The organism is Hymenobacter citatus, assembly GCF_014333615.1.
GTDB lineage: Bacteria > Bacteroidota > Bacteroidia > Cytophagales > Hymenobacteraceae > Hymenobacter > Hymenobacter citatus.
The window spans coordinates 150,349-170,244 of record NZ_JACSCY010000005.1 but is presented as its reverse complement, the minus strand read 5'-3'; the positions used below and the strand labels follow the sequence as shown (position 1 = coordinate 170,244).

General features: G+C 58.6%; 19 protein-coding genes. 13 read left to right on the top strand and 6 right to left on the bottom strand.

Going from position 1 to position 19,896, the window contains the following annotated elements; all coding sequences use genetic code 11:
• Window positions 1-39: 39 nt before the first annotated feature.
• The 7 genes from H8B15_RS08835 to H8B15_RS08805 all read left to right on the top strand — a co-directional run bounded on the left by H8B15_RS08835 (window position 40) and on the right by H8B15_RS08805 (window position 8,320).
• On the top strand, window positions 40-516 hold the full coding sequence (locus H8B15_RS08835) for a DUF6985 domain-containing protein (RefSeq protein ID WP_187319314.1): 477 nt from the start codon (window positions 40-42) through the stop codon (window positions 514-516).
• Window positions 517-552: 36 nt separating this feature from the next.
• The gene (purD, locus tag H8B15_RS08830) at window positions 553-1,842 is read left to right on the top strand and encodes a phosphoribosylamine--glycine ligase (RefSeq protein ID WP_216859114.1); all 1,290 of its coding nucleotides are present in this window, start codon (window positions 553-555) and stop codon (window positions 1,840-1,842) included.
• Window positions 1,842-2,468 carry a phosphoribosylglycinamide formyltransferase gene (gene purN, locus H8B15_RS08825; RefSeq protein WP_187319313.1) on the top strand — a complete coding sequence of 209 codons (627 nt, stop codon included), beginning with the start codon at window positions 1,842-1,844 and terminating at the stop codon, window positions 2,466-2,468. The genes purD and purN overlap by 1 nt, the downstream gene beginning before the upstream one ends.
• Window positions 2,469-2,478: 10 nt before the next feature.
• Window positions 2,479-3,984: an amidophosphoribosyltransferase gene (gene purF / locus H8B15_RS08820; RefSeq protein WP_187319312.1), complete on the top strand. Its 1,506-nt coding sequence runs from the start codon at window positions 2,479-2,481 to the stop codon at window positions 3,982-3,984.
• A 138-nt stretch (window positions 3,985-4,122) separates the two neighbouring features.
• Entirely contained in the window at window positions 4,123-5,229 is a 1,107-nt protein-coding gene (locus H8B15_RS08815; protein WP_187319311.1) for an AIR synthase-related protein, read from the top strand.
• Between the two features lie 593 nt (window positions 5,230-5,822).
• On the top strand, window positions 5,823-6,872 hold the full coding sequence (locus tag H8B15_RS08810; RefSeq protein WP_187319310.1) for an outer membrane beta-barrel protein: 1,050 nt from the start codon (window positions 5,823-5,825) through the stop codon (window positions 6,870-6,872).
• 77 nt (window positions 6,873-6,949) lie between these two features.
• Window positions 6,950-8,320, top strand: a complete 1,371-nt coding sequence (locus H8B15_RS08805) for an ammonium transporter (RefSeq protein WP_187319309.1) — start codon at window positions 6,950-6,952, stop codon at window positions 8,318-8,320.
• 162 nt (window positions 8,321-8,482) lie between these two features.
• Here the strand turns inward: H8B15_RS08805 and H8B15_RS08800 are convergent, their stop codons facing one another.
• The 3 genes from H8B15_RS08800 to H8B15_RS08790 all read right to left on the bottom strand — a co-directional run bounded on the left by H8B15_RS08800 (window position 8,483) and on the right by H8B15_RS08790 (window position 11,065).
• Window positions 8,483-9,034, bottom strand: a complete 552-nt coding sequence (locus tag H8B15_RS08800; RefSeq protein WP_187319308.1) for a DUF4468 domain-containing protein — start codon at window positions 9,032-9,034, stop codon at window positions 8,483-8,485.
• Between the two features lie 188 nt (window positions 9,035-9,222).
• On the bottom strand, window positions 9,223-9,987 hold the full coding sequence (locus H8B15_RS08795; protein WP_187319307.1) for a porin family protein: 765 nt from the start codon (window positions 9,985-9,987) through the stop codon (window positions 9,223-9,225).
• A gap of 220 nt (window positions 9,988-10,207) precedes the next feature.
• Window positions 10,208-11,065: a tetratricopeptide repeat protein gene (locus H8B15_RS08790; RefSeq protein WP_187319306.1), complete on the bottom strand. Its 858-nt coding sequence runs from the start codon at window positions 11,063-11,065 to the stop codon at window positions 10,208-10,210.
• Window positions 11,066-11,538: 473 nt separating this feature from the next.
• Between H8B15_RS08790 and H8B15_RS08785 the strand changes: the two genes are divergently transcribed.
• From H8B15_RS08785 to H8B15_RS08760, 6 genes are all read left to right on the top strand, one after another.
• Window positions 11,539-12,417 carry a prephenate dehydratase gene (locus H8B15_RS08785; protein WP_187319305.1) on the top strand — a complete coding sequence of 293 codons (879 nt, stop codon included), beginning with the start codon at window positions 11,539-11,541 and terminating at the stop codon, window positions 12,415-12,417.
• A 9-nt stretch (window positions 12,418-12,426) separates the two neighbouring features.
• Window positions 12,427-13,602: a pyridoxal phosphate-dependent aminotransferase gene (locus H8B15_RS08780; RefSeq protein ID WP_187319304.1), complete on the top strand. Its 1,176-nt coding sequence runs from the start codon at window positions 12,427-12,429 to the stop codon at window positions 13,600-13,602.
• Between the two features lie 145 nt (window positions 13,603-13,747).
• Complete coding sequence (locus H8B15_RS08775; RefSeq protein ID WP_187319303.1) at window positions 13,748-14,590, top strand: prephenate dehydrogenase; 843 nt, start codon at window positions 13,748-13,750, stop codon at window positions 14,588-14,590.
• Window positions 14,591-14,730: 140 nt separating this feature from the next.
• Window positions 14,731-15,825, top strand: coding sequence for a chorismate mutase (locus H8B15_RS08770; RefSeq protein WP_187319302.1), 1,095 nt, complete (start codon window positions 14,731-14,733; stop codon window positions 15,823-15,825).
• A 197-nt stretch (window positions 15,826-16,022) separates the two neighbouring features.
• Window positions 16,023-17,420, top strand: a complete 1,398-nt coding sequence (locus tag H8B15_RS08765) for a lysophospholipid acyltransferase family protein (protein WP_187319301.1) — start codon at window positions 16,023-16,025, stop codon at window positions 17,418-17,420.
• Between the two features lie 205 nt (window positions 17,421-17,625).
• Window positions 17,626-17,787 carry a hypothetical protein gene (locus H8B15_RS08760; RefSeq protein WP_187319300.1) on the top strand — a complete coding sequence of 54 codons (162 nt, stop codon included), beginning with the start codon at window positions 17,626-17,628 and terminating at the stop codon, window positions 17,785-17,787.
• An 18-nt stretch (window positions 17,788-17,805) separates the two neighbouring features.
• Here the strand turns inward: H8B15_RS08760 and H8B15_RS08755 are convergent, their stop codons facing one another.
• From H8B15_RS08755 to H8B15_RS08745, 3 genes are read right to left on the bottom strand one after another with little or no spacing between them, the layout of a single operon-like run.
• Entirely contained in the window at window positions 17,806-18,429 is a 624-nt protein-coding gene (locus tag H8B15_RS08755; protein WP_187319299.1) for a hypothetical protein, read from the bottom strand.
• Entirely contained in the window at window positions 18,404-19,249 is an 846-nt protein-coding gene (locus H8B15_RS08750) for a metallophosphoesterase (protein WP_187319298.1), read from the bottom strand. The genes H8B15_RS08755 and H8B15_RS08750 overlap by 26 nt, the downstream gene beginning before the upstream one ends.
• A 32-nt stretch (window positions 19,250-19,281) precedes the next feature.
• Window positions 19,282-19,896, bottom strand: coding sequence for a hypothetical protein (locus H8B15_RS08745; protein WP_187319297.1), 615 nt, complete (start codon window positions 19,894-19,896; stop codon window positions 19,282-19,284).

Here is a 19,896-nt window from a genome sequence, read left to right as displayed (position 1 = left end):
TGTTTCTAAATCTTTATAAATAAGTGTGTTGTGGTCAAGATGAGTAGCTGGAAAAGCACGCTGCGCCTCACTGAAATGGAAGGATTAGTAGCTGATGTGCAGCTGCCGAACTTTTTACAAACCAGTGCGCCCGTGCTTATTCATTTCAGCGAGTTTGACGACAGAGAGGAGCTTCTGCCACAGGAAGAAACTAGTGTGGACACCCTGTTACAGCAGTTGCCAAATCTGGCAAACACTGTTGCTGACACTGCTTTCAAGCACTACCAGTGGATATATAAAGAATACCGGCGTATATATGGGGAGCAACTAGAGATGCCTGTAGCTGCAAACTCTGTAGAGTTACGGTCTTTTTATCAGCTACGAACCATCTACCTGCCAGAAGAGGTAGAAAAAGGCCGTTTCGGCTTAGGCTTCTCTTGCGACTGGGAAAAAGAACACGATTTCGGGATGCAGTTTCGAAACTGGGAAATAGTAGAAGTAGGCGGCGATGCCGAGGCATTCTCATTTTACGATTAACGTCTGTCTCCTTCAATTCAATAACAGCACAATACTTTGAGCACCAGCAATCCTCATATAGTCATCCTCGGTTCCGGCGCCCGTGAGCACGCCCTGGCTTGGAAACTCCGCCAAGACGGTGCCACCGCACATGTGTTGCCGGGCAATCCTGGCATTCCCGGCTCAGTGCCTGCCATTGATGCGCTGGATTTTCCGGCCGTGCAGCAGTTTTGCCAGGAGCACAACGTAAAACTCATTGTGCCCGGCTCTGAGGCAACTTTGGCGGCAGGCGTGACGGATTTCTTTGCCGAAACCGACATCCGCGTATTCGGCCCTACCCGGCAGGCGGCGGCGCTGGAGTCGTCGAAGGTGTGGTCGAAGAACTTTATGCAGCGCCACGGCGTGGCTACTGGCCAGGCCTGGACGTTCCGCTCCGACCAAGTGACCGAAGCCTTAGCCAAGGCCGCCGAGCTGGAGGGTAGGGTAGTGGTGAAGTACGACGGCTTGGCTGCCGGCAAGGGCGTGTACGTGTGCTCGTCGCAGGAAGAAGTGAAGGCCGCCATTGACGAGCTGGTGGATTTGCACTCCGATTGGTTTAGCTTCTTGCTGGAAGAAAAGCTGGTTGGCCCGGAAATCAGTGTGATGGGCGCCACCGATGGCAACCGCATTCGGCTGCTCGCTACCTCGCAGGACCACAAGCAATTGCGCGCCGGCGACCAGGGCCCCAACACCGGCGGCATGGGTGCCTACTGCCCCGTACCCTTCGCCGACGACACCATAATGGCCGAGGTGCGCCGCGACATCATTGAGCCTACCATGCGGGGCTTGCAGGCGTCGCAGTTCGACTTCAAAGGCTTCATCTACTTCGGCATTATGCTCACGCCCAACGGGCCGAAGCTACTGGAATACAACACCCGCCTGGGCGACCCGGAGGCCGAAGTGCTGCTGCCCGCCATGCAAAGCAGCCTGCTCGACCTCATCACGGCCGCCCTCGACGGCGACCTGTCGCGCCACGACGTGTGGCAGCGCCCCGGCCACTACGCTGGCGTAGTGCTGGCTTCGGGCGGCTACCCCGCGCCCAAGTTCCCTACTGGTTTCCCCATCACGGGCCTCGACCAACTGGCACCCGAAACGCTGGTGTTCTTGGGTGGCGTGCAGGCCGGTGCCGAAGCGGGCCAGTTGGTAACGGGTGGCGGCCGGGTGCTGGTGGTAGTAGCGCACGGCAACGAACTAAACGATGCTGTGCAGCAAGCCTACGCCGAAATCGAGAAAATCAGCTTCCAGGATGCGTACTACCGCACCGACATCGGGCAGCGGCCCAGCCCCATTCTTACCCGCGTATACTAATGATAACCAACCTGCCACGGCTGGCGATTTTGCTTTCAGGTAGGGGCTCCAACATGGTGGCCCTGGTGGAGGCGGTGCAGCGTGGCGTATTGCAAGGCGTGACCGAGGTGGCCGTGGTCTTCAGCAACAAACCCGATGCGCCCGGCCTGACTACGGCCGCCGCACTGGGCTGCCCTACCGCCAGCCTAGCCCCTGAGGGTAGGAAGCGCGCCGAGTACGACGCGGCCGTGGTAGACGTGCTGCAAACCTACCAGCCCGACTACGTGGTGCTGGCCGGCTACATGCGTATCCTGTCGCCAGTATTCGTGCGGGCGTTTGCGGGGCGCATCGTCAACATTCACCCCGCCGATACGCATCAGCATCAAGGACTTCATGCCTACGAGTGGGCCTTCGAAAACCACCTGGCCGAAACTAAAATCACGGTGCATTTGGTTGATGAGGGTCTCGACACGGGCCCGATTTTGGCGCAGGCTCCCGTGGACCTGCGCGGCGCCGATACGCTGGCTGAAGTGGAGCGCCGCGGCCTGGCCGTGGAGCACCACTTATACGCGAATACTTTAGCGCAACTCATTCGCCAGGAGTTGCCTACCCCCTCCATTGCCGAGCGGTCGGCAACTCAACATTGACATTTGAATTATGTGCGGAATAGTAGGTTTTTACGGTCCCGATGACGTTGCGCACGATATCGTGTTCGGCCTCACCGCGTTGCAGCACCGCGGGCAGGACGCCGCCGGCATTGCCACCTTCGACGGCAACTTTCACCTGCACAAAGGCAACGGGTTGATTGCCGACGTGTTTCGGCCGAAGTTCCTGAAAAAGCTGACGGGCAACATCGGCATCGGGCACGCGCGCTACACCACGCAGGGCTCCAACGACTCGGAGCTGGCGCAGCCCTTCACCACCAGCTACCCCTTTGGGCTGTCGATGGTGCACAACGGCAACGTTATCAACTTCCGCGACGTGGCCAAGCGCCTGCACGAGAAGTACCATGTGCTGCCCAAAACCAGCAACGACCTGGAGCTGATTATGTACACCTTCGCCTCGGAGTTGCGCACCAAGGACCTCGACCACCTCTCCGTGGTTGACATCTTTGATGCCGTGGAAACGACGCAGGAGCTGGTGGAGGGCGCCTACGCCACCATCACCGTCATTGCCGGGTACGGGCTGCTGGCCTTCAACGACCCGCGCGGCATTCGGCCCCTGGTGTTTGGCCGCCGCGACACGCCCAACGGCCCGGTATACGCATTTGCTTCTGAATCAACCTGTTTTGACTATTTAGGCTTTGAGTTCATCAAGAACGTAGGGCCGGGTCAGGCCATCTTCATCGACCAGGATTTCAAGGTTCACTACAAGAACCCCTACCAGCAGCCCAAAAACTTCTGCGTATTCGAGCACATCTATTTCGCCCGCGAAGACTCCGTGATTCACGGTCGCTTGGTGGCACGGGAGCGGGTGCGCCTGGGCAAGCTGCTGGCGCGCCGCGTGAAAGAAGCCGGATTGCAGCCCGATATGGTAATTGATGTACCTTCCTCGGGCTACTTTGCGGCGTCGGGATTGGCCGAGGCCATTGGGGTGCCCTACCGCCGCGGGCTGGTGAAAAACAACCACATGGGCCGTTCCTTTATTGTGAGCAGCCAGGCGGGTAGGGAAGATGTGGTGAAGAAGAAGCTGAACCCGATTCGGGCCTTTGTGGAAGGCAAGAAGGTAGCCGTGGTGGACGACAGCATCGTGCGCGGCACCACCTCGCGGCGCATCGTGCGCATTCTACGCGAGGCGGGCGCCAAGGAGGTGTACTTCATCTCGTCGGCGCCGCCCATTATATCACCCTGCATCTACGGTATCGATATGGCCATGAGCACGGAGCTGATTGCGGCCAACCACACCGAACAGGAAATCTGCGACTACATCGAAGCCGACCGCGTGATTTACCAGTCGGTGGAAGATTTGAAAGAGCTGTTCTCCGTGGAAAAAGGCCACGGTGGTAGCTGCTTCGCCTGCTTCACCGGCAACTACCCCACCGGCGACGTGACGCGTTACCTACGTCACATCCAGGAGGAGCGCCAAAGCCACCGCAGCAAAAAGGATAAGGCACTGGCTACTACCTCGGTTAGCGCCAAAGCGCCAGCGCCCACAGAGCATTAATTGAGAAATAACTAAATGTCATCCTGAGCGGAGCGAAGGACCTTCTCACGCGAGAACGACTGACGTACCAACGACTCGTTCTCGCGTGAGAAGGTCCTTCGCTCCGCTCAGGATGACAAAAAATAAATAGCCTACCCCATGTCATCTTCCCAAAAACCTGCCGGCTACGACATCGACCTCGGCAACGAATGCTCCCGCAACGCCTACTCGTGGTCCAAGAAAACCTTTGCCAACCGCGCCGGCAAGCCCGGCGAGGCGGCCCAGGACCTGGACGGCGGCTTTGCCAACGAAATCCGCTTTGGTAATGCGCGGCTGGGTATTTCTTCCGATGGCATCGGGACCAAGATTGAGGTGGCCGAGCGGGTAGGAAAGTTCGACACGCTGGGCTACGACCTAGTGGCCATGACCGCCGACGACCTCATCGTGGGTGGCTTCGTGCCTACCAACCTCAGCAACATCATTGACGTGAATACGCTCGATTACGACGTGATTGACGAGATGATGCGCGGCCTGCACGACGCCTGCAACTTTGCCGGTGTGGCCATCACGGGCGGCGAAATTGCCGAGCTGGGCAACCGTATTGGCGGCTGGGCCGGCGCGCGCATGAACTTCAACTGGTGTTCTACGGCCATTGGTAGCCTGCATCCTAGCCTGGAGCGCCCCCTCAGCGGCGCGGGCGTACAGGCCGGGCAGGCCGTGGTGGCTATTCAGTCGCCCAGCTTCCGGTCCAACGGCTTCTCGCTGGCCCGCCGCACCCTGCAAAACCTGTTCGGCGACAACTGGCACTCGGCCCCCTACGATGGCACCGACGCTACCCCGCACGGCACCGCGGGCCACACCTGGGGCGAGGTGCTGCTGGCGCCCTCGCTCATCTACTCGCCCGGCGTGGCCAAGGTGCTCGACAAGGGCCTACCGCTCTACGCCGCGGCGCACATCACCGGCGGCGGCATTGCCGACAACTTCAAGCGCGTGCTCAAAAACGGGGTTGGGGCTGAACTCACGAACCTGTTTGAGCCGCTGCCCGCCATGCAAAAGCTCACGGAGCTGGCCGGCATCACCCCCGCCGACGCCTACCTCTACTGGAACATGGGCAACGGCATGCTCCTCGTAACCGACGAAGCCCAGGCCGAAGCCGTGGCCGAAAGCCTCCGCACCGATGGCTACCAGGCGCAAGTAGCCGGTCGCATCACCGCCGAAGCCGGTATTCGACTGAAAGTAGGCGCCGGTGAGCTAACGTACGTTTAGCCGTTACACGGCCAATAAGCTGATGCCGTAGCGTTTTAGGCTGCGCCGTCAGTCCTGGGTAGTATTTGTAAGGCCCCTATTGGAAGTCTCTCCTTCATTAGCGAAGAGGGCTCTCAATAGGGGCCTTTTATGTGTAGATAGCTTATTGAGTGGACAAACGATGACTAAAAATTGGTGAGAAGGGTAGGTGGTATGTAAAAAGAGTATTTATAAAAATTGACCCCAATTGGTGAGGGGTTATTTCATAAAAAGAGTAATTTTTTAAAAATAACACCCTAAAAATTAGTAGGGTATTGCTAATAATTCAAAAGGCTATTCTATATTGCCCTTATAATTACAACATGCCCCACTGTTGAGCTCGGTTGTGTAATGCACTGCTCAGCAAGTCTGCTCTATCTGTCCCTGCTACTTAGAGTACCTGGTGTTGCCGCCCAATAGCCAGGAGCATCCTTCAGAAGTATAGTACCTGTTTAGCGCTGCTTTGCAAAAGCAGTAGCCTACCTCCGCTTGCCCAAAAAGCCTAGGGCTTCCCGCGCTTTTGTCCATACGCGTACGCTTACTGCTTTCACTTCTATCCCCTCCTGATTATGTTGATGTTGACTACTGCCTTTCTGGCGGCAGCCCTTGCCACCGAGCCCGGCGACTCCGTGCAGAAAAAGCCCTTTGTATTTTCCGGCTCTGCCGATGGTTACTACCGCTACAACTTCAGCAACCCTCAGGAAAGCCCTTACAACAACCGCACAAGCTTCACCAACAGCCATAATTCCTTTGAATTAGGTATGATTTCGCTGAAGGCGGCGCACACAATAGGCAAGGTAGGGCTGGTGGCTGATGTGGGCTTTGGACGTCGGGCAGAGGAGTTTTCCTACAACGACGACAACACTCGGTTCGCTATCAAACAGTTATATGTGACGTACGCGCCCACCGAGAAGCTCAAGTTTACGGCGGGCAGCTGGGCCACGCACATCGGGTACGAGTCGGTAGACCCCTACCTGAACCGCAATTACAGCATGAGCTACATGTTCTCGTATGGGCCCTTCTTCCATACGGGCGTGAAGGCGGAAGTAAGCATGGGTGACAAAACCACGCTGATGGTAGGCATAGCCAACCCCACCGACTTCAAAAGTGCTAGTGCCATGCCCAAAATGGTGATTGGGCAGCTGGCCACCAGCTCCCACGACGACAAGCTGAAGGTGTACATCAACTACCAGGGAGGCAAAGCACTGGACGCGCTGCGGTTGCATCAGGAGGATATCGTGCTTAGCTATTTGATCAACAGCAAGTTGTCGTTTTCTTACAACGGCACCATGCAACAGCGCAAAAGCGTGGGCGAAGGCGGTAGCGACGAGTATCACACGTGGTGGGGCTCGGCCCTGTATGCTAACCTCGACCCCCAGCCCTGGCTGGGCTTCACGCTCCGGGCCGAGTACACCGGCGACAAAAACCGCCTGCTGGGCCTGAGCAAGAATCTGTTTGAAACCACGCTATCCTCCAACATCAGAATCGACAACCTGACCATCATCCCGGAAATTCGCCTGGATAGGAGCAGCAACGATGACAATAACAGCCTCTTCATGAACAAGGCCGGCAACGCCAAAAACGCTACTGTGAGCGGCCTGATAGCGGCCGTATACGCCTTCTAACGCGGCTGTTGGTCTAAAAAAGAAGCAACTACATTCTTGGTCTTACACATACCCTCCAACTACCTAACACCCTTTGCATGGAAACTTCCCTACCCTCTAAATCTGGTCGGAGCCCGTTGGGGCTGCTGCTGCTGGTCGCACTGGGGCTGATAGCAGCCTTCGTGCGCGTACCGCATCCGTCGGCTGAGGCCAACAGTGCCCTCAATACCGGCGACATTGCCTGGATGCTGACCGCTTCGGCCTTCGTACTGCTGATGACGCCGGGCTTGTCGTTTTTCTACGGCGGTATGGTGCGGCCTAAGAACCTGATTTCTACTATGCTGCAAAGCTTTGTAGCGCTGGGCGTCATCTCCATCGTGTGGTATTTCGTGGGCTTCTCGCTGGCCTACGGTGACTCCTGGAACGGCCTCATCGGCAACCCCATGACCTTCCTGCTGCTGCGCGATGTGGGCACGGCGCCTAACCCTACCCTATCGCCTACCATCCCGTTCATTCTGTTCTTCGCCTTTCAGCTGAAGTTTGCCATCATCACGCCGGCACTCATCACGGGTTCGTTTGCCGAGCGCGTGCGCTTCAAGAGCTACCTGGTATTTATGGTGCTGTTTTGCTTATTTATCTACTGCCCGCTGGCCCATTGGACCTGGCACCCCGAGGGCTTCCTGCGCAAGTGGGGCGTGCTCGATTTTGCGGGCGGCACGGTAGTACACATTTCGGCGGGGGTAGCGGCGCTGGTGGCCGCCATGGTACTGGGGCCACGCCGGGCGCATCGCCAAACCGCCTTCGTGACGCCTAACGTGCCTTATGTGCTCTTAGGTACCGGCTTGCTGTGGTTTGGGTGGTTTGGCTTCAATGCTGGTTCGGCACTGGGTTCCAATGAGTTGGCTTCGCTGTCGTTTGTGAATACCAACCTGGCTTCGGCCTCGGCCTTGGTAGCGTGGCTGCTGGTAGAGGTAGCGCGCGGTGGCAAGCCCACGGCCATGGGCGCCTGCATCGGCGCAGTAGTAGGCCTGGTAGGCATCACGCCCGCCGCCGGTTACGTTGATTACGGACAGAGCATTCTCATTGGCATTGTGGCTTCGCTGGTGAGTTTTGCCGCCGTGCACTGGAAAAACAGCCGCACCACCATCGACGATACCCTGGATGTATTCCCGTGCCACGGCTTGGGCGGCATTGTGGGGATGCTGCTCACGGGCGTGTTTGCCGCCAACGTAGGGCTGGTGAATGGTACCGCTACCGTGTTTGGCTACCACGTGCTGGGCTTGATTATCGTTATTGCCTACGTGGCGGTGCTGTCGTGGGTGTTGCTGAAGGTGACGGATGCACTGGTAGGGCTGCGGGTGAAGCAGGAAGAAGAAGAGCTGGGCCTCGACCTAAGCCAGCACGAAGAATCCACTTACCACGTAGACGAAGAGTACGAAAAGCTGTACCGCAAAGAGTTGGTATCGTAGCAGGTAGCTGCCGTCTGCGCAGGGTAGGCCCCAAAGCATCAGCGCCTGCTTCCCCGCATTGCTATGGGAAAGCAGGCGCTGATGCTGCATTGGCTACATAGTCGCTAAAAACGTACGCAATGCCCGATTTTCAGCACTGTTGGAACGCTTCCAAGCGCGCATTTAGCGTACAGCCAGGCCTTCAGGCTTGCGCTGCATGGTCGAGTTTAATTCTTGCAAAAAGGCCTGCAGGCGGGCATCCATTTTGGCGAGCTGCTTGCGCTGATGAGCGGTAGACTTGCTCAGAAGCAGCTCCTCGGCCGAAATATGAAGCGGGCCGGCGCTATGCTTGCCAGCGCGGGCAAAGTGCGGCTGGCTGTATACTACATCTTCCAGCTGGTAGCGGTAGCCGTTTTCCTGCGCTTGCAGCGAAAGCAAAAAGGAATACATTTCCTGCCCCTCGCGGAGTTGGACGTGGGTTTTAATGAAGCCAGCTTCTGCGCTGTTGGTGCGCGTGCTCAGGGTATAGTTCTGCTTGGCTTGCGTCAGCCAGTCTTGGGCCCTGGAATAAAGGTTTTCCTGCGAGGTAGCCGCTACTGGCACTGCGCCCTGGTATAGGGCCTGTTGGGTGGCCGGGTTGAGGCGCAGGGAAGGGGTACTCGTATATGTATCGGGTTGCTGAGCCATAGCTGTACTACCTAGTAGCAGCAGCAATGCAACGGGAATATATTTCATGGGGTGGGGTGGAATAAAGCGTGAAGTAAATAGCTTTATACGAAATACTTACTGCAAAAGGTATTGGAAGCATGCAGAAAGTACTAGCCCCGGTACGCAGAAGCCCGTTGGCTTTCTGCGTGCGAGAAAACCAACGGGCTCCTACCTGATAGCGACCTGCGGCGCCACGAACGGACCGCTAAGCTGCTCTAAAAAGAGTAATTCAGTGAGGCTTTGATGACCCGGTTCTGGGCCTGGAAGCTGTTGTTTTTATCCAAGGAAGACAGGCCGTAGTCGTAGCCGGCGCTCAAACCAAAACCGCTGTCGAACTGGTAGCCCAGGCCACCCACGGCGGCAAAGTCAACTGAGCGGAATTGGTTTTTGGTGTCGAAATCCTGTCGGAAGGCCGTGAAGCCTAGTGCCCCAGCGGCTACGCGCACCTTGCTGCTCACTAAAAACGACGCCTGCGGACCAGCGTAGAGGTAGAGGCCGCGCGTGAGGTAGGCTTTGGCTAGTACGGGTACATCCACATAAGCCGTGCGGGCAGTAGCCGTTACGTTGGCACTCAGCACTTCAAAACCGGGTACAGAAGCCGTGCCGCGTAACTGGGTACCCTTCTCAGAATACAGCACGCCAGGCTCGATGGCAAACCGCTCGCCTAGGGGTAGGGTAGCGTAGAGGCCGGCATGAAAACCAGTGCGGGTTTCACGAGTCACGGCGCCGTTGGTGTAGTCGGCTAGCGACATCACGCTTTGCACCGCGTCGCCGTGCCAGTCGGCTACGTTCACCCCGGCCCGAATGCCGAGTTGGACGCCGTTGGTAGTAGAAGCTGCTTTGGGAGCTGTATAGACTGGCCGCCTACCCAGGGTAGAATAGGTAGTAGGCCGGCGCACTTGCGCCTGAGTTGTTGAAATAGAAACCGTTAGGAAAAGGCAAGCCGCGGCCAGGCGGCCGAAAAGACGCTTCGTTTGCATGATAGTAGGGAACGGGAGTAGAACCAAAAGCCGGGCCGCGTGGTGTACACTAGCGGCGGGCTGTTGCGGTACTATTCAAAAAAACCGTGCCAAAGTGCAATGCTGATCTTGTCATCCTGAACGCAGTGAAGGACCTTATCACACATGAACGGGTCGCTGTGACGACTGTTGTTCATGTGTGATAAGGTCCTTCACTGCGTTCAGGATGACAGAAGAAAAGCTAGATAACTCGCTTCCTTACGGCCTTCTTCGTCGCTTTTTGCGGGGTGGCGGCGGGCTTAGCAGGCGTGGCGGCTTCTTTTCCCTGAAGACGCTCCTCAATAGTTTTCAGCAGGAAGTTGGCGTCGGACTTGTGCTGCTCGTCGGGGAATAGCTCTACGGCCAGCTGGGCCTGCTCTTTGGCTTTCTCAAACTGCTTCAGCTCCAGATACACAAAGGCCAGGTTGAGGCGGGCTTCGGGGTAGTTTTTGCGCAGCTCAATGGAGCGCAGAAACGGCGCCACGCTTTCCTGAAACATGCCCAGGCGCTGGTAGGAATAGCCCTGCGCGTAGTAAGAGCTGTAGTCGCCGTAGCCGTGCTCGTGGGCTACGTCGTAGTATTGAATAATCAGCGGAAACAGGTCGTCTTCTTCCTTGCTGGCCTCGGCGCAGTTGCATTGCTGCACGGCAAAGTAATAGTCGCCCAGGCCGCGGTCCAGCTTGTAATCGTTGGGGTAACGGATTTTCAACGCACGCAGGGCCCTACCCAGCGGAAACGTCGTCATGGTATAGGTGCTGTCCGGGCTGCGGAAGTTCTCCAGGTTGTCGGTCAGCTGCACGTCTTTGAACGCAAACCGCCGATACTGCGAGTGCCCTACGTTGTAGCGCAGCGCAATATCTTCTTTTTGCAGCACCACAGCCGGGCGCTCGTTGCGGGGGTCGTACTTTTGCAGCACTTGGAAGGCCGAAGCATACTTCCGCTCGCCCACCAGGGCATCGGCTTTTTGCAGGATGGCAATGTTGGTTTGGCCCTGCGCCGTTGCCGCCAGGAAGAAGCCGCCAGCTAATAGAAAGGCAGCAGTGATGCGTGAAGAGCCCAAAAAAATCATGATTTTTCCTGCGGAATAAAAAAATGCAAACAAGCGGTTTGCCTGCAAAATACGACGGTTTTGGCAGTGGGTGCAAACACACCAACGTAGCGGCCCGCCCAACGGATGTTTGGTTTTTAAAAAATGATTGCGCAGCTTTGGCCGTTGCCTTTCCTCAAATAGGCCAACGCACCTCGTACATGCTTCTTACTTCGGCCCCGGCTTTTTTTAGCTTTTACTTTACCTACTACGAGCAATCGTAGCAGCGAGGCCGCTTTGTAGGAACCCTACTCCTGAATCACACAAAAGCCTCCCACCCCGGAAGGCTTTTTTTTTAACCCATGCTCGTCAACGTTCCCGCTTTCACCTATTTCTTTTTTTACTTCTTCTACCCGAAGAAGCGGGCCCGCGTTTGCACTTGCTAAGCAGCACAACGAAGGGCCCTACCAAGGAGGCCCTTTTTTTACACCATTTCTCCACGTCGTATGCATCCGACTATTGCCATTCAGGGATTTGAAGGAAGTTTCCACCAGGTAGCGGCCCGGCGGTATTTTGGCCTCGACCACGCCATTGCTCCCTGCGCTACCTTCGGGCAGGTGGTGCGCCACGTGGCCGGCGGCACCACTACCTTCGGGCTGATGGCTATTGAAAACTCGTTGGCAGGCAGTATTTTACCTAACTACTCCTTGCTACAACGCCACGAGGTGCACGTGATTGGAGAAGTGTACCTGCACATCCGGCAGCACCTGATGGCCCTACCCGGCCAGCGCCTCGACGACCTGCATGAGGTGCACTCGCACCCCATGGCTCTGCTTCAGTGCGCCGACTACCTGGGTAGCCACGGCCACTGGCGCCTGGTAGAAACCGAGGATACGGCCCTGAGCGCCCAGCGCATCCGGGAGCACCAGCGGCCGGGCATTGCCGCCGTAGCAGGCGCGCTGGCCGCCGAGCTGTTTGATCTGGAAATCGTGGCGGCTGACATCCACGATGAACCGGCCAACTACACCCGCTTCCTGGTGCTGGAGCGCGGCGCGCCTGCCCCCGATGTGGTGCACCCCGACGCCGATAAAGTGTCGCTGTATTTCCACACCAACCACACCCAGGGTAGCCTGGCTGCCGTGCTGAGCCGCATTGCCGGCATGGGCCTGAACCTATCGAAGCTGCAATCGTGCCCCCGGCCGGGGCGCACTTGGCAGTACGGTTTTCATGCGGATGTGGAGTTGGCGTATGCCGGACAAATAGCTGATCTGTTGCGCGAGCTACGCCCCGTAACGGAGCACCTGGAGGTGCTGGGCGCCTACCGCCGCGATGTGCTGGAGGCTGTGCCAGCCCACGTAGTGAGCCAGGGAAACGTGCTTCAATAACCCTTTGTCATGAACGATCAGCAGATACAGATTACCACCGCCTCGCGCCTGGCCCACACGCAGGAGTACTACTTCTCCCGCAAGTTGCAGGAGATTGATGCCCTCAACAAAGCCGGTAAGCAAATCATCAACCTGGGCATTGGCAGCCCCGACATGCCGCCGCCGCCCGCCGTAGTAGCTGCCCTGGCCGATGATGCGGCCCTACCCAATGCCCACGGGTACCAGTCCTATAAGGGCCTTCCGGCGCTGCGCGAGGCCATGAGCGCATGGTACGCCCGCGCCTACGGCGTAACGCTGGACCCCAACAGTGAAGTGCTACCCCTGCTAGGTTCTAAGGAAGGCATTATGCACATCAGCATGGCGTTTCTGGAAGCCGGCGACGAGGTGCTGCTGCCCAACCCCGGCTACCCTACCTACCGCGCCGCCGCCGAATTAACCGGCGCTACCCTGCGCGAGTACGACCTGACCGCCGAAACCGGCTGGCTACCCAACCTGGCGGCCCTGGCCGCCACCGACCTGAGCCGCGTGAAGCTGATGTGGGTGAACTACCCCCACATGCCCACCGGTACCCACGCCACCGAAACCGAGCTGCAAGCACTGGTTGATTTCGCGCTGGCCCACAACATCTTATTGGTGCACGACAACCCGTATAGCTTCATTCTCAACGACAACCCCACCAGCCTACTATCCGTGCCCGGCGCCCGCGGGTGCGTGCTGGAGCTGAACTCCCTGAGCAAATCGCACAACATGGCGGGCTGGCGGGTAGGCATGCTGGCCGGCCGCGCCGATCTGCTCCAAGACGTGCTGCGCTTCAAGAGCAACATGGACTCGGGCATGTTCCGGCCGGTGCAGCAGGCGGCCGTAGTGGCGCTGGGGCTGGGTGAAGAGTGGTTTGCCGAGCTGAACGCCCACTACCGCGCCCGGCGCGAGCGGGTGTTTGCCCTGCTCGACCTGCTAGGCTGCACCTACAGCTGCGACCAAGTAGGCCTATTTGTGTGGGCCGCCGTGCCAGAGGGGTATGCCGACGGCTTTGCCGTGAGCGACCGGGTACTCTACGACGCCAACGTATTCATCACGCCCGGCGGCATCTTCGGTAGCAACGGCAACGGCTATATCCGCATCAGCCTGTGCCAGAAGGTAGAAGTGCTGGACGAGGCCATTCGGCGGGTAGAGGAAGCTCTTTGAACGTCATTTCGAACGGAGTGAGAAATCTCGCGTGCTCCTGGTAAATCTCAATCGTCAGGAAATTACTCACGAGCGAGATTTCTCCCGCTGGTCGAAATGACGTTTTGTAGAGTCAAAAACCAAACACAAACAACCAAAAACCAACATGATAGTCACGGTAGTAGGAGTAGGGCTGATTGGCGGTTCGCTGGTGCTGAGCATGAAGCAGCACGGCGTAGCCACGCACGTCATTGGGGTAGACCACAACCCTGCCCACCTGCGCGAGGCCGCCGCCCGCCACCTCATCGACGAGGGCACTACCGACCTGCAAGCCGCCGTGCGCCGCGCCGACCTGATTATCCTGGCCGTACCCATGGACGCGTTGCTGACTGTGCTGCCCGCGGTGCTCGATTTGGTAGAAAATCAAGTAGTTATCGACGTGGGATCCACCAAAAAGGCCCTGCTCGATGTAGTGCGTGAGCACCCCAAGCGCAGCCGCTTTGTAGCGGTGCACCCCATGGCGGGTACCGAGTTTTCGGGGCCGGAGGCGGCGGTGCCGGAGCTGTTCCGCGACAAAACCCTGGTACTCTGCGACGCCGAAGATAGTGCCGCCGACGCCGTGGCGCGGGTAGAGCAGGTGGCCGACGCCCTAGGCATGCGGCGCGTGTACCTGGGCGGCGCCGACCACGATATGCACGTGGCCTACGTGTCGCACATCTCGCATATCACGTCGTTTGCGCTGGCGCTCACGGTGTTAGAAAAAGAACGCGACGAGCAGCGTATCTTTGAGCTCGCCAGTACCGGTTTTTCCTCTACCGTGCGTCTGGCCAAAAGCTCCTCGGCTATGTGGGTGCCCATCTTCCGTCAAAACCGCGAAAACGTGCTCGACGTGCTCGATGAACACCTGCGCCAGCTCCAGCACATGCGCGACGTGCTGGCGCGGGAAGACTACTCCGCCTTCACCGACCTCATTCACCAAGCCAACCACATCAAACGCATTCTGAAATAACACTTTCCTGTCATCCTGAGCTTGCGAAGGACCTTATCACGCCAGAACAATACGGCTGGTAGTATCTATCGAACGCATAATCTTGCAGCCGTAATAAGGTCCTTCGCAAGCTCAGGATGACACAATCTCTCATACTATCTATGAACACTTCTCTCGAAACCCAGACACTGGGTGCGGCCGTGGCCGCCAAGAAACCACTGATCATCTCCGGACCGTGCTCGGCCGAAACCGAAGAACAGCTGATTGCCACCTGCACCCAGCTGGCTGCCACTGGTAAGGTAGACATGCTGCGCGCCGGTATCTGGAAGCCCCGCACCAAGCCGGGCCTGTTCGAGGGAATTGGCACCAAGGGCCTGCCCTGGCTGAAGAAAGCCCGCGAGCTGACCGGCCTACCCACCACCATTGAGGTGGCCACGGCCCGCCACGTAGAAGACGCCCTAACGTTCGACGTGGATGCCCTGTGGATTGGCGCTCGCACCACCGTAAACCCGTTCTCGGTGCAAGAAGTGGCCGATGCCCTGCGCGGTGTGGACGTGCCCGTGTTCATCAAGAATCCCATCAACCCCGACCTGGAACTGTGGACGGGCGCCGTGGAGCGTATTGCCAAGGCCGGTGTGAAGCAGATTGGTCTGATTCATAGAGGTTTCGCGGCGTACGGCAACACGCAGTACCGCAATGCGCCTATGTGGCACCTGGCCATTGAGATGAAGCGCCGGATGCCGGAGATGCACATGATCTGCGACCCGAGCCACATTTGCGGCAACCGCCACATGCTGGCCGAGGTGGCTCAAAAGTCCCTTGACCTGGACTACGACGGCCTGATTATCGAGTCGCACATTGACCCGGACAACGCCTGGAGCGATGCTAAGCAGCAGGTGACGCCCGAGCGCCTGGCCGAGCTGCTCGACGGCCTGCACTGGCGCCGCGAAACCACCGACAAGCAGGAGTTCCTGAGCGCTTTGGCCAAGCTGCGCGAGCAAATCAACCACATCGACGACGAGGTGTTGCAGCTGCTGGGCCAGCGCATGCAGATTGCCGAGCGCATTGGCGAGTACAAGCGCGACAACAACATCACCATCCTGCAAACCGCCCGCTGGAACGACATCCTGGACCGCGGCGTGCAGAAAGGCGCCAAGCTGGGCCTCACCGAAGACTTCATCCTGAAATACCTCGACGCCATTCACCTGGAGTCCATCAACCGCCAGAACAAGGTGATGAGCAAGAAGGTCGAGTAGGGTAGGCGGGCTGTTCCAAGCTCGGCTGTCATCCTGAACGCAGTGAAGGACCTTATCACGTGAGAACGACGAGCGTACTAACGACTCGTTCTTACGTGATAAGGTCCTTCACTGCGTTCAGGATGACAGAAGAAAGCAGAATGACCTCAGCATAAAAGAAACTTGCCCATGCTCAAAAATCCCCCGTACTTAGGCGCATGCTCTTTTACACCTTCATGAAGCCCGTGGTGCAGGTGGCGCTGCGCGTGTTTTTTCGGAAGCTTGAAATCCGACGCCGTAACCGCCTGCAAACCAACGGTCCGCTGCTGATTGCCAGCAACCACCCCAATACCCTGATGGACCCGCTGGTGGTAGCCGCCAACCGCCGCGAGCCGGTGTTCTTCCTGGCGAAAAGCACGTTTTTCAAGAATCCCATTCTGCGGGCCGTGATGGAGTCGGGCAACTGCATACCAGTGTACCGGCGGCAGGATACGGAGAGCGGAGCCGAAAAGCTGACGCCCGAGGAAATAACGGCCCGCAACGAAGCCGCTTTCAGCCGCAGCTACGACCACTTCGATAGGGGCGGCACGCTGATGATTTTTCCGGAGGGCACCAGCGTGAGCGAGCGGCGCCTGCGTCCGCTCAAAACCGGGGCGGCCCGCATTGCACTGGGCGCCGAGGCGCGGCGCGACTTCACGCTGGGTCTGCACATCCTACCCATCGGCATCAACTACTTCGACCCTACCCACTTTCGCTCCGATGTGCTGGTGAACCCGGCCCGCCTGATTCGAGTGGCCGACTATGCCGACGCCTACCGCCAGGACCCCGAAGCCGCCGCCGACGCGCTGACCGAGGAAATTCGCCAGCGCCTGGAAAAGCACTTGGTCATCACCCGCGACGCGTCGGAAGATGAGCTGGTGCTGAACATCGAGCGCACCTTTGGCGACCACCTCAACCCCGACGACGACCCCGACACGCTCTACGACAATTTCCAGTTGAGCCGTACGCTGTTGCAAGCCGTGGCCTATTTCGAGCAGCACGACCCGAACAGGCTGAACGAAGTGCGCGAAAAGCTGACCGCCTACCTTGCCCACCTGCGCCGCCTGCGCCTCACCGACGAAGCCCTGGAACCCCAGGAGCCCCGGTCGTCGCGCCTAAGCCGGACCGTGCGCACAACGGCCAAACTGGTGTTGGGCCTGCCGGTGTATCTGTATGGTGTGGTGAATAACTACGTGCCCTACATTCTACCCTCGGTGGTGGCCAAGCGCGCCACGAAGGATGTGGAGTTTGTGGCGCCACTACTACTGTCGGTGGGCATTATCACCTTTAGCGCCAGCTACGCGGCCCAAACGGCCCTGGTGCATCACTACACTAACGACTGGCGCTGGACGGCACTGTACTTCCTGAGCCTACCTATCACCGGCTTCTATGCCCTGAGCTACTGGAACAACCTAGAGGCCCGGCGATACCGCCTGCGGGCATCGCAGCTGTTTCGGCAGCAGCCAGCCGAAGGCGAAAGTCTGCTCCGGCAGCGGGCCGATATCCTGCGCCTGCTCAGCGAGGCCAGCCAGGAATATTTGGTGGGTAGACAAAAGTCAGCTACTAATGGCAAATAGCTTAATGCAACGGGCTATAGCTCCTAGCTATGGATAAGGGGTGAAGCCTACTATTTTATGCCTTTATCAATTCGTACGCGTGCGTGCACGATAGGTCTGTCGCTACTGCTCGCTCTACCAACAGCACCCGCCCGCCTGGAGCCAGCAAAGCGAGCAGCGGTATACTGCACTCCGTCGCATAGCCCGGCAACGCCCGCATACGAACGTGCAGTTTCCCCCTATCCGGCATGTTGTGCCGCGCTACGTATTGATTCGGGGGTACGATATTCTACCCGTCTACAATTCGCCTTATAACCGCGACATGGCCCGCTACTTTGGCGTCGATTCTGTGCGGGTAGACCCAACGGCCCGCGGCGCTGCTTTCTAGAGCAGCGTACGGATTTGCTTACCATCCGGCTTTGGCCCCAAGGCCCAGCGTGAGAATCTCCGGCAGACGCAGGCTTCTGTTGGTGAGGTGACTAACCAGGTGCAAATCGTTGGTGCTGAGGTTGGCGTAGAGCGTAGTACGGCCAGGACGCCACCCGCGCGGGTCGTAGTCGGGTTGGTAGGTGAGGCGCAGGCCGGCAAAGGCACCTAAGCGCACCTTAGGCGACCACCAATAGTAGCCCTTAGGGTAGCGACCGGCAGAGCGGTTGGTCAGGAAAAACTGTTTGCCGGTGGTGTAGGTGGCTTGTGCCCCCACCGAAAGCGGGCTCATGTGCCAGTTGCCGCGCCCCAGCTGCGGCGCAAAAGGCGTATAGGTGGTGCGCAGGGTGAACATGGTCATACCCCGGCCACCGAGGCTGCGGGGCACCCGGCCTACCAGCAGCTCCGGCTCTACCCGGCGGTTGGCTAGCCAGTAGCCACCGCCCACGGCTACCACTCCAATACCTCCGGCAAACTGCACCGTCAGAAAAAACGGGCCGGGTTGGTTGAGGTGGCGGTCGGGTAGTGAGGGCTGAGCCACTGCCACTGCCGGCAGCAGTAAACCAGCGAGCCAGCTGCTACGAGTGCGGAAGCGCGGCGCCATACGCTACGGTTTCGAGGTGAAAGTTTCGCTGACCCCACACAGAAAGCACGAGGTAGCGATGCTTCGCAAAGCTATAGGTGGTTAGGTAAGGCACCCCATCGTGGAAGGGCTGCCCGGCCGTGTAGCGGTGCACATGGCCTGCCAGATGCAGGGTTAGTTGCGGGCTCTGGCGCAGCAAGCGGGCGTAGGAGGACGTAAGGGTAGAGTCGAAGTCGGCATCTAGTGGGGGTACGTGGCACACCACCACCTGCCGGCGTGTGCCCGCTGTATCGGCCAGCTGCTGACGGAGCCACCCTACATCGGGCACGCGGCCGTTGAAGCCGTATTCCCGGCTGTTGGTATCCAAAAAGATAAAGCGCGTGCCGGCGTAGGTGAACGTATAGTTCAGCGGGCCAAACACCTGCTGATAAATCAGGCGGCCATTGCCTACCTGGTCGTGGTTGCCGATGACGGTGAGGTAGGGCACGCGTAGCCGTTGCAGACGGTGGTGTACCCAGCGCATCTCCCGCACCAGACCAAAATCAGAAATATCCCCGGCCACCACCACAAAGTCGATGTTGGGCTGCTGGTTCACGCTGGCAACCAGTTCCTCCGCCTCGTCATAAAACCGTTGCGAGTCGCCGATGAACACGAAGCGTACGGTGTCGTTGGAAGTCTTGGGTTGCTGCGCCAGGCGGGCTACATTCTGGGCCGTTAGGTGGCGCTCGGCGGCGGGTACGTGCGTTTGATTGGGGCTGTATTCCAGCAGTCCGCACGCGGCCAGGGTGGCACTAGCCAACAGGAGCACGGGGTAGAGCTTCAGAATACGTGGCGCTTTCACGGTAGTAAGCTACAACACTATGCTGGTCTTTTTCACAAATCCACCTTCACCCCCACGGCCAGCGTCAGGAGCTGACCCAAGCTGAGGCCCTGGCGATTGGGTAGGTAGCTCACCAAGTACAAGTCGTTGGTGCCCAGCTCGTAATACAAAGATGCCTCGCGCTTGCCGCCAGTAGTGCGGGGGAGGGCCAGCGCTATCCGGCTCCCCAGGAAAGCCCCGGCCCGTAGAGTAGGCGTCCACCAGTAATAGCCACGGTAGCCGTACTTATCGGCGCTGTTGCGGTTGATTTGGGCGGCGGGTGTATAGTTCACCAACCCGCCCACCGACAGCGGCAGCAACCGCCACCGCTCCGCCAGCCGCACCGAAAACGGCGAGTACGTAGCCTTAGCCGTGAAAATGGCAAAGGCCCTGTGCCCAGTGTAGCGCGCCGGCACGTAGCCCACCAGCACATCGGCATCGAAGCGGTGTGGGTGGCGGCCGGGGGTATAGCCCGCGCCGGCCGTTAGCATCCCAATGCCGCCGCCGGTTTGCAGTGTAGCATGATCGGGTACGTACCAGGGGCGCGGGGTAGGAGTGTCCGTAGATTGTGCCGTGGCCGACCAACTGTTTAACAACAGTCCCGCGAAAAGAGTAGCAAAGCGCTGCAT

Coding starts and splice junctions, on each gene's coding strand:
- H8B15_RS08835 (WP_187319314.1), top strand. CDS start 40: ATGAGTAGCTGGAAAAGCACGCTGCGCCTCACTGAAATGGAAGGATTA.
- purN (WP_187319313.1), top strand. CDS start 1,842: ATGATAACCAACCTGCCACGGCTGGCGATTTTGCTTTCAGGTAGGGGC.
- purF (WP_187319312.1), top strand. CDS start 2,479: ATGTGCGGAATAGTAGGTTTTTACGGTCCCGATGACGTTGCGCACGAT.
- H8B15_RS08815 (WP_187319311.1), top strand. CDS start 4,123: ATGTCATCTTCCCAAAAACCTGCCGGCTACGACATCGACCTCGGCAAC.
- H8B15_RS08810 (WP_187319310.1), top strand. CDS start 5,823: ATGTTGACTACTGCCTTTCTGGCGGCAGCCCTTGCCACCGAGCCCGGC.
- H8B15_RS08805 (WP_187319309.1), top strand. CDS start 6,950: ATGGAAACTTCCCTACCCTCTAAATCTGGTCGGAGCCCGTTGGGGCTG.
- H8B15_RS08800 (WP_187319308.1), bottom strand. CDS start 9,034: ATGAAATATATTCCCGTTGCATTGCTGCTGCTACTAGGTAGTACAGCT.
- H8B15_RS08795 (WP_187319307.1), bottom strand. CDS start 9,987: ATGCAAACGAAGCGTCTTTTCGGCCGCCTGGCCGCGGCTTGCCTTTTC.
- H8B15_RS08785 (WP_187319305.1), top strand. CDS start 11,539: ATGCATCCGACTATTGCCATTCAGGGATTTGAAGGAAGTTTCCACCAG.
- H8B15_RS08780 (WP_187319304.1), top strand. CDS start 12,427: ATGAACGATCAGCAGATACAGATTACCACCGCCTCGCGCCTGGCCCAC.
- H8B15_RS08775 (WP_187319303.1), top strand. CDS start 13,748: ATGATAGTCACGGTAGTAGGAGTAGGGCTGATTGGCGGTTCGCTGGTG.
- H8B15_RS08770 (WP_187319302.1), top strand. CDS start 14,731: ATGAACACTTCTCTCGAAACCCAGACACTGGGTGCGGCCGTGGCCGCC.
- H8B15_RS08765 (WP_187319301.1), top strand. CDS start 16,023: ATGCTCTTTTACACCTTCATGAAGCCCGTGGTGCAGGTGGCGCTGCGC.
- H8B15_RS08755 (WP_187319299.1), bottom strand. CDS start 18,429: ATGGCGCCGCGCTTCCGCACTCGTAGCAGCTGGCTCGCTGGTTTACTG.
- H8B15_RS08745 (WP_187319297.1), bottom strand. CDS start 19,896: ATGCAGCGCTTTGCTACTCTTTTCGCGGGACTGTTGTTAAACAGTTGG.